General features: G+C 56.4%; 1 protein-coding gene. It reads left to right on the forward strand.

The window, feature by feature from the left end:
- Positions 1-350 precede the first annotated feature (350 nt).
- A partial coding sequence (locus ABZX22_RS45210) for a hypothetical protein (protein WP_354923548.1) occupies positions 351-1,201 on the forward strand: 851 nt, incomplete at its 3' end.

The following is a 1,201-nucleotide window of genomic DNA, read 5'->3' on the forward strand; positions in this document are numbered from 1 at the left end:
CATTGATGCCCGCCTCTAGGCATCTGCTCGGGTACGCGCACGAGCTAACCGAAAAGACTGTAGAACCCATTCCGGGCTACCTGACTATGTCTGTAAAGAACGACGACGGCAGCATAGACATGTCTCGGATTCACTCACAGTTGAAACGACAGTCGGGAGGGGCGGACCTAGTCATCGATGGCTACAGGCAGGGTCGCCTTACCGTAGGCCTTTGTGCGCAGTTGCTTGGACGTTCGCCAGTGGACCTTATATTGTCCTGGGGGGCGAGCCAGCCGCCTTTGGTCGTTGCCGAGGGACGCGTCACTGGTGGGCTTGAGCGGTCAAATCCACTCGGGTCGAGTTCGTCGTGCGTGCTGGATTGCATCACGCTGGTCGAATTGGGCCTATTTAAGGCTCTGTCGGTTCTCGGCTTTTTGCCACATCCGATTGTTTCGCAACGTGCCTATGATTTGCTGCTTATAGCCATGGAGGGGGCAAAAAATGAGCGCTCGATAGGCCGAGCCGGGGAAGTAGACGGGAAGCTTACGGTAGTTCGGTACACTCCCGAAGACCGGCAGCAAAGAGTGGCCATGCTGACGGCAATTGTCGAGTCGGTCCAGCGCTACTGTGAAGTCGCGCCCGCGTACGGCCCCGCCGAAGTGCCTTGCAATTTCTTAGAGTTTAAAGAGGTTCTGGACGCGGAATCGTACGATGCTATCGCGCTTTGCCTCGAAAAAAATGCGGCGCTCGTATCCATCGATGCGCGATTGCGCGCATTGGCTTTGAGTGGGTTCAAGGTGTCGTCCGTGGCACCGCTGGCCGTTATTGCGCACGCGGCTCAGACTGGGCCGCGCTCGCTTGCAGAGCACCGCCAGTATCTGATGCTGTCGCTTCTCGCGAACCGAACCTACATCTCCATCGCGCCATATGACTTCCTATGGATGCTGTCACAGGCCGGCTATTCGAGCGTTGTCCTCGACGCCTGGGTCGAAGTGATTGCAAGTCAGAACACGTTATTCGATTCTGCTGTCAACGTAGTTTGCGGCGTTTTCAGTTTGCTTCACGAGCTGGACTTTCAGTTCGGTGCATTGGCACACGTTGTCGAACATCTCGCCTCAGCAATTTACCGACATCCGGAATTTCGCTCAGTGGCCCGTTCCACCGACGCCAGAATGCGTAGAGCGCTACGGCACACAGTAGAACAGGTTTACGAAGCTACCCC

This window comes from Nonomuraea sp. NPDC003804 (assembly GCF_040610675.1).
Lineage (GTDB): Bacteria > Actinomycetota > Actinomycetes > Streptosporangiales > Streptosporangiaceae > Nonomuraea.